At 74.2% G+C, this 6,288-nt stretch carries 6 protein-coding genes; 1 reads left to right on the forward strand and 5 read right to left on the reverse strand.

Annotation, left to right across the window (positions count from 1 at the left end; translation table 11 throughout):
- Nucleotides 1-6: 6 nt before the first annotated feature.
- Genes ABZU76_RS28110 through ABZU76_RS28120 form a run of 3 tightly spaced genes read right to left on the reverse strand, consistent with a single transcriptional unit; the run spans nt 7 to nt 2,872 of the window.
- On the reverse strand, nt 7-840 hold the full coding sequence (locus ABZU76_RS28110; protein WP_354874699.1) for an ABC transporter permease: 834 nt from the start codon (nt 838-840) through the stop codon (nt 7-9).
- Nucleotides 837-1,748 (reverse strand): ABC transporter ATP-binding protein, encoded by a 912-nt coding sequence (locus ABZU76_RS28115; RefSeq protein ID WP_220239298.1) that lies wholly within the window; start codon nt 1,746-1,748, stop codon nt 837-839. The genes ABZU76_RS28110 and ABZU76_RS28115 overlap by 4 nt, the downstream gene beginning before the upstream one ends.
- Entirely contained in the window at nt 1,745-2,872 is a 1,128-nt protein-coding gene (locus ABZU76_RS28120) for a hypothetical protein (protein WP_354874713.1), read from the reverse strand. The genes ABZU76_RS28115 and ABZU76_RS28120 overlap by 4 nt, the downstream gene beginning before the upstream one ends.
- A 100-nt stretch (nt 2,873-2,972) precedes the next feature.
- Between ABZU76_RS28120 and ABZU76_RS28125 the strand changes: the two genes are divergently transcribed.
- Nucleotides 2,973-4,106 carry an alkaline phosphatase family protein gene (locus ABZU76_RS28125; RefSeq protein ID WP_354874701.1) on the forward strand — a complete coding sequence of 378 codons (1,134 nt, stop codon included), beginning with the start codon at nt 2,973-2,975 and terminating at the stop codon, nt 4,104-4,106.
- 7 nt (nt 4,107-4,113) lie between these two features.
- Here ABZU76_RS28125 and ABZU76_RS28130 read toward each other — a convergent pair whose 3' ends face one another.
- Together ABZU76_RS28130 and ABZU76_RS28135 are read right to left on the reverse strand one after the other, a co-directional pair.
- Nucleotides 4,114-4,581, reverse strand: a complete 468-nt coding sequence (locus tag ABZU76_RS28130; RefSeq protein ID WP_220239296.1) for a MarR family transcriptional regulator — start codon at nt 4,579-4,581, stop codon at nt 4,114-4,116.
- Entirely contained in the window at nt 4,578-5,945 is a 1,368-nt protein-coding gene (locus ABZU76_RS28135; protein ID WP_354874715.1) for an MFS transporter, read from the reverse strand. Before ABZU76_RS28135 ends, ABZU76_RS28130 begins: the two co-directional genes overlap by 4 nt.
- Nucleotides 5,946-6,288: the final 343 nt, after the last annotated feature.

The raw sequence follows: 6,288 nt of genomic DNA on the forward strand, positions 1-6,288 counted from the left end.
TGCCGGTCAGCTGGTGACGTCCTTGGTGGCGAAGTTCGCCCACGCGGCGCCGAAGAACACCACGATGTAGCCGGCCTGCAGCAGCAGCCCGTGGTCGATGTTGTGCCACAGCACGGGATCGCGGAAGAAGTCGAGCCACGAGAGCCAGTAGTGCGTGGGCAGGTACGGCTTCACCGGCGCGGCCGCGTCGAGCGTTTCCAGCACCGAGCTCGTGATGAGCACGGCCAGCCCGCCGAGCGCGGCGCCGAGCGCCGAGTCCGCGAGCGTCGACAGGAACATCGTGATCGCCGCGAACCCGAGCATCGACAACACGATGTAGGCCACGGCCCCCAGCAACCGCAACGCGAGTGACGACGAGCTCAGCGACGTGCCCGACAACGTCACGACCTGGGCCGCCTGGCCGCCTGCCCCGACCTCGCCGCCCGTACCGAACAACAGGATCCCGATCACCAGCGACGTGAGGACCACGATCGCGATCGCCGCCGTCACGTACACCGCGAGCGCCACAAGCTTGGCCGTCAGCAGGCGCGTGCGCCCGGCCGGGCGCGCCAGCAGGTACCGCAACGTGCCGCCCGAGGCCTCCCCCGCCACGGAGTCCCCCGCCACCACCGCCACCGCGATCGGCAGGAACAGCGGCAGCACCAACGCGAGCGCGGCCGCCGGGTACAGCGACCCGTCGCTCACCACCGCCGACAGGAACGCCCCGCCCTGCCCCGGCGGCGGCGCGAAGTCCGCGGTCGCCAGGAACACCGCCACGATCGCCGGCAGCAGGCACAACAGCACCACGCTCACCCACACGCGCGGCCGCAAGGCGAGCTTGCGCAGTTCGACGCCGATCACCGCGTGCCTCCGAAGCGGTCCGAACCGTGGCCCGTCACTTCGAGCACGACCTGTTCCAAAGTGCGGTGCTCCTCCCGCAGGTCGCTCACGCGCACGCCCGCGCTGACGAGCCGGGTGTTGAGTTCCGCGGCGTCGGCGTAGCGGACCACGAGGTGTTCACCGTCGCGGTGTTCGAGGTGGCCGTCGAGCACGGCGGCGGCCGCGGCGGGGTCCGGGGTGCGCAGGAGGACGCGGCCCGTCGCGGCGCGCAGGGCGGCGACGTCGCCGTCGAGCACCAGGCGGCCGTGGTCGACGATGCCGACGCGGGTGCACAGCTGCTCGATCTCGGCGAGCAGGTGGCTGGAGAGGAACACGGTGGTGCCGTCGCGGTTGAGCTCCAGCAGAAGCTCGCGGATCTCCTTGATGCCCTGCGGGTCGAGGCCGTTGGTGGGCTCGTCGAGCACCAGCAGCCGCGGGCGGTCGAGCAGGGCGCCGGCGAGGCCGAGACGCTGGCGCATGCCCAGCGAGTACGCCTTGACCGGCCGCCGGTCGACGCCGGCGAGCCCCACGCGTTCCAGCGCCTCCTCGATGCGCCGCCGCCGGGTCCGCCTTCCGCGGTGGCGGCCGGCGGCGTCGAGCAGCGCCAGGTTGCGCCGGCCCGACAGGTGCCCGTAGGCGGCCGGGCCCTCGACGAGCGCGCCGACGTCGGGCAGCACGTCGGCGAGCCGCTTCGGCACCGGCTGGCCGAGCACCTCGATCTCGCCGCTCGTGGCGTAGACGAGCCCGAGCAGCATCCGCACGAGCGTGGTCTTGCCGGATCCGTTCGGGCCGAGGAAGCCGTAGCGGTCGCCTTCGCGGACCTCCAGGTCGACCGCGTCGACGGCCACGGTCCGGCCGTACCGCTTGGTCAGCCCCCTCGTGACGATCATCGGCCGCTCCGGCGCAGCGTGGCCAGATCGGCCGCGGCCGCGGCCAGCACCGACGGCGCGACCAGCCCGGCGAGCAGGTAACCGCGCCGCGAGCTCGGCGGGCGCACGATCGCGAGCGACAGCGGCGTGACCGACAGCTGCACGGCCGTGCCCCGCGGCAGCGTGATCGCGGTACCGCCCGCCTTGCCGGCCGCGTCCGCCGCGCCGTCGGCGACCGCGCGCGGCACGGCGACCACGGCGAACGTCGCGAGCCCCGAGCCGTAGAGCGCGGCGCCCTGCACGCCACCGAAGTTCGCGGTGCGCACCGGCCGGCCGCCGAGCGTCGGAGGCAGGCGGACGCGGCCCAAAGCGCCCAGCGCGTTCGTCAAATCCGGCGCGTTGGTGGCCGTGAACCCGCTGCCCGGCGCGGGTACCGGGGTGGTCACGACGGGTGCGGTCTGCTCGACGTCCTCGAACTCCGTCGTGAGCATCGGCGCCTGCCGGCCGCGCGCGGTCACCTCGACGCGAAGCGGTAGCCCGCTGTCCGGATCGGCCCACACGTCGACGCCGCCGATGGTCGTCTCCGGATCGTCGGGCACCAGGCGGAACCCGGCGGCCGGGATGCCGGCGACGTTGCGCGGCGGCAGCGCGCTCACCGGATCCGTGGGCGCGGACCGCAGCGCCCACCGTGCCAGCTCCGGCGGCAGCAGGTCACCCGCGCGCGGCAGCCGAACGGCCGGGTCGCCCGTCAGCTGGGTCAGCATGTTCGCCCCGTAGTCCCAGGTGTATTCGCCTTCGGGCAGGTGGTAGACGTCGTGCTCCCCCGTCGTGGTCAGCACCGCCACGCGGTAGCGGTCGGGCCCGGCGTACCAGGCACGCGTGGTCGTGGTGGTGGAGAACAGGGCGGACACGTCGGCGAGATCCGGCAGCTCGGGGATCGCCAGCGAGCCCCGGCTTTGCGCCAGCCCCTGATACGGCTTCGCGGCCGAACCCAGCACCAGGTCGCGCAGGTGCCCGGCGTCGGCGACCGGCCCGGCGGGCCGCAGGGCCGCGACGAGCGACGGCAGCGTCACCAGCGCGATCGCCACGACGGCGACCACCGCCCAGCGAAGACCGCGCTCACGACGCACGACGGACACCGGCATCACCTCTGAGTCCCCTTCCACGGTCCCTTTGTACGCCACGAAACCGCGTCGCCCGGTTTCCGAATCCTTACGCCGGGCCTGTCGCCTTAGGGTGAGGCGCATGGAAGATCTCGCGCAGCGCTACGCCGCGGGCACCCTCGCCGACGTCATCCCCTCGGCGCTCGCCGGGCTCGGCGTCGACGGTGAGCGCAACCCGCTCGGCCTGCCCGCCGCCGACCGCGTGTGCGTGCTGCTCGTCGACGGCCTTGGCTGGACCTCGCTCCGAGCGCACGCCGATGCCGCGCCTTTTCTGGCGCAGCTGTCCGCCCGGCCTTTGACGGCCGGCTTCCCCAGCACCACCGCGACGAGCGTCGCGTCTCTGGGCACCGGCCTGACGCCGGGCGAGCACGGCGTGGTCGGCTACGCCTTCGAGGCCGGGCGCGACGTGCTCAACGTCCTCGGCTGGCGCCGCCACACCGGCGGCAAGCCGATCGACTTGCGCGAGCGCGTCGTGCCGGAGGAGCTGCAGCCGCGCCCGACAGCGTTCGAACGCGCGGCAGGAGCCGGCGTCGCCGTGCGCGTGGTCGGGCCCCGCGACCAGCGCGACAGCGGTCTCACGCGGGCTGCGCTGCGCGGCGGGGAGTTCCAGGGCGTGCACGCGCTCGGCGACCTCACCGCGGCCGTCGCCGAAGCGCTGAAACACCCGCGGAGTCTCTGCTACGCCTACCACGCCGACCTCGACCTGCTCGGCCACGTCCATGGCCCCGGCAGCACCCCGTGGCTCTACCAGCTGTCCTACGTCGACCGCCTCGCCGAGACGATCGCGGGCAGCCTCCCGGCCGGCGCGGTGCTGATCGTGACGGCCGACCACGGCATGGTCACCGTCGGCGAGCGCGTCGACTACGACGCCGAACCCGCGCTGCGGGCCGGCGTCCGCACCGTCGGCGGCGAGGCCCGCGCGCGCCACGTCTACACCGTCGAGGGCGCGGCACCCGACGTGCGAGCCGCGTGGCGCGAAACCCTCGGTGACCGCGCGTGGGTGCTGGGTCGCGAAGAAGCTGTCACGGCGGGCCGGTTCGGCCCGCGCGTCGCCGGCGCCGTGCTCCCCCGCATCGGCGACGTCGTCGTCGCGGCCCGCGGGACCGCCGCCGTCGTCCGCACCGAAGCCGAGCCGCGGCTGAGCCGCATGACGGGCCAGCACGGCTCGGTGACCGACGAAGAACTGTTGGTACCGCTGGCGATCGCCCGCGCCTGACTGTCCTTCAGGGACGCTCGGTGTGCGGCGCGCCGGTCTCGGCGAGCTGGTCGATGGCGCCCACGAGCTCGGCCAGCGCCGGAATCGCCGACGCGATCAGGTGCCGCCACGCCGGGTGCAGCCGGTCGATCGCCGCGGCGAGGATCTCGGCGTTGTGGTGCTTGTAGCGGTCCACGGCCGCGCGCCCGCTCTCGGTCAGTTCGAGCTCGACCGTCCGCCGGTCCTCGCTGCCGCTGGTGCGCGTGACGAGATCACGCGCTCGCAGCCCGGTGACCATGGTCGTGACGGAGTTCGGCGCGAGCTTCAGCAACTGCGCGACGCGGCTCGGGCGGGCGCCGGGGTTCTCGGCCAGGCACGAGAGCAGTTCGAGCTGCGCGACCGACAGCGTGTTGTCCGGGTCGGCCGTGCGCGCGGCGCGGCGCATGGCGCGCCGGAGGCGGGCGACGACGTCGGCGAGGTTCGGCTCGGGCGTCATGCGGTGCGGGGTGCGCGGGGGCCGGCGGCGAGACCCGTGCCTGCGGCGAGCACCGCCGCCACGGCCAGGGCCGCGAGCGCGAGCGAGCGGCCGCCGGTTCCCCCGGTGTGCAGGCACAACGTCACGAGTGCCACGCCCAGCGCCGTGCCGAGTCCGCGGGCCATGTTCACCAGACCTCCTCCGGTGGCCGACATCCGGGTGGGGATGGCGCCCATGACGGCCGAGTTGTTCGCCGGGATGAACACTCCCAGACCGAGCCCCACCGCGAACAGCGACACGCCTGTTTCCCACGGACCGGACACCCCCACCAGCACCGCGCAGCCGACCGCCGCCAGCGCCGCTCCGGCGCCGATGCGCACGCGGGAGCCGAGTCCCGCGGGCAGCACGCGATCGGCGGCCACGGCGGCCACCGCGAACCCGGCGGGCAGGCTCGTGAGCACCGCGCCCGTCGCGCCGTGCGCGCCCAGGAGCTGCGGCAACAGCGCCAGCGGCCCGAACAGCACGAGGTACCCGCACAGCGCGCCGGCCAGGCCGAACGACACGACCGGCGGCCGCAGCACCGCGAGGCGCAAGATCGGGCTCGCGGCCGAGTTCTCCCGCACCACGAACGCGGCGGCCGCCGCCACGCCCGCCACGAACAGCGCCGGCACGGCCCAGCCGGGCAGCGCCAGCCCCGACAGACCCGAGATGGCCAGCAACAGCGCGGTCGACGCCGTGGCCAGCAGGGCCACGCCCGCGCCGTCGAAGCGGCCCAGCGGTGTGCGCTCGCGGGTGCGCGGCAGCAGGTACCGCCCGGCGATCAGGCCGACGAGGCCGACCGGCGCGTTGACCAGGAACACCCACCGCCAGCCGACGGTGTCCACGAGCAGGCCGCCGACCGCGGGCCCGAGCGCGAGGCCGAGCGCCTGCGCGGCGGCCTGCACCCCGAGCGCCGCGCGCATCTTCTCGCGGCGAACGCTGCCCACCACCAGCGCGACGCTGTTGGCCTGCAGCATCGCCGCGCCGAGCGCCTGCACCACACGGAACACGACGAGCCACGTCAGCGTCGGCGCCAGCCCGCACGCGATCGACGCCGCGGTGAAAACGCCGAAGCCGTAGACATAGGTGAGCTTGCGCCCGTGGGCGTCCGCGAGCCGGCCGACCGCGGCGAGCAGCCCCACCAGCGTCAGCAGGTAGGCCAGCGACACCCACTGCACCGCCGCCAGCGGCTCGCCGAACTCGCGCTGCAGCGCCGGGAACGTGAGCGTGACGATGCTCGCGTCCAGCTGGCCCATGAACGCGCCGAAGCACACCGCGCCCACCGCGAACCAGCCCGCGAGCCGGTGCTCGCGCACCACCCGCGGCCGCGGCCGCTCCACCAGCATCGCCACAGCGGTCCCCTTCGCCGAAAGTTCGTTCTCACACAGAACTACTTCGCCGCGAACTTCGCCACCCGAGCGCGACCAACCCCACACAACTAATTCCGCACCCGAACGACCGACGCCCCCCAACGACTCCACGCCACCATCTCGACCCACCCCACCAGCGAGACCACGCCGGCGTCTCGACCCAACCCCACCAACGAGACCACGCCGACATCTCGACCCAACCCACCAGCGAGATCGCGTCGGTGTTTCGTCGGGGCGGTTCGATCGGCCGCCAGGGTCCTCCAGGACAGCGCCGGGTTGTCCGACGACATGAAGTTGGTGTTCGCGGGTCCGCCGGCGG

It is taken from the genome of Amycolatopsis sp. NPDC005232, from assembly GCF_040607795.1.
Classification (GTDB): Bacteria; Actinomycetota; Actinomycetes; order Mycobacteriales; family Pseudonocardiaceae; genus Amycolatopsis.

Bases quoted from the DNA above. Each gene is read 5' to 3' on its own strand.
- ABZU76_RS28135 (WP_354874715.1), bottom strand. From the start codon at position 5,945: ATGCTGGTGGAGCGGCCGCGGCCGCGGGTGGTGCGCGAGCACCGGCTC.
- ABZU76_RS28130 (WP_220239296.1), bottom strand. From the start codon at position 4,581: ATGACGCCCGAGCCGAACCTCGCCGACGTCGTCGCCCGCCTCCGGCGC.
- ABZU76_RS28115 (WP_220239298.1), bottom strand. From the start codon at position 1,748: ATGATCGTCACGAGGGGGCTGACCAAGCGGTACGGCCGGACCGTGGCC.
- ABZU76_RS28120 (WP_354874713.1), bottom strand. From the start codon at position 2,872: ATGCCGGTGTCCGTCGTGCGTCGTGAGCGCGGTCTTCGCTGGGCGGTG.
- ABZU76_RS28125 (WP_354874701.1), top strand. From the start codon at position 2,973: ATGGAAGATCTCGCGCAGCGCTACGCCGCGGGCACCCTCGCCGACGTC.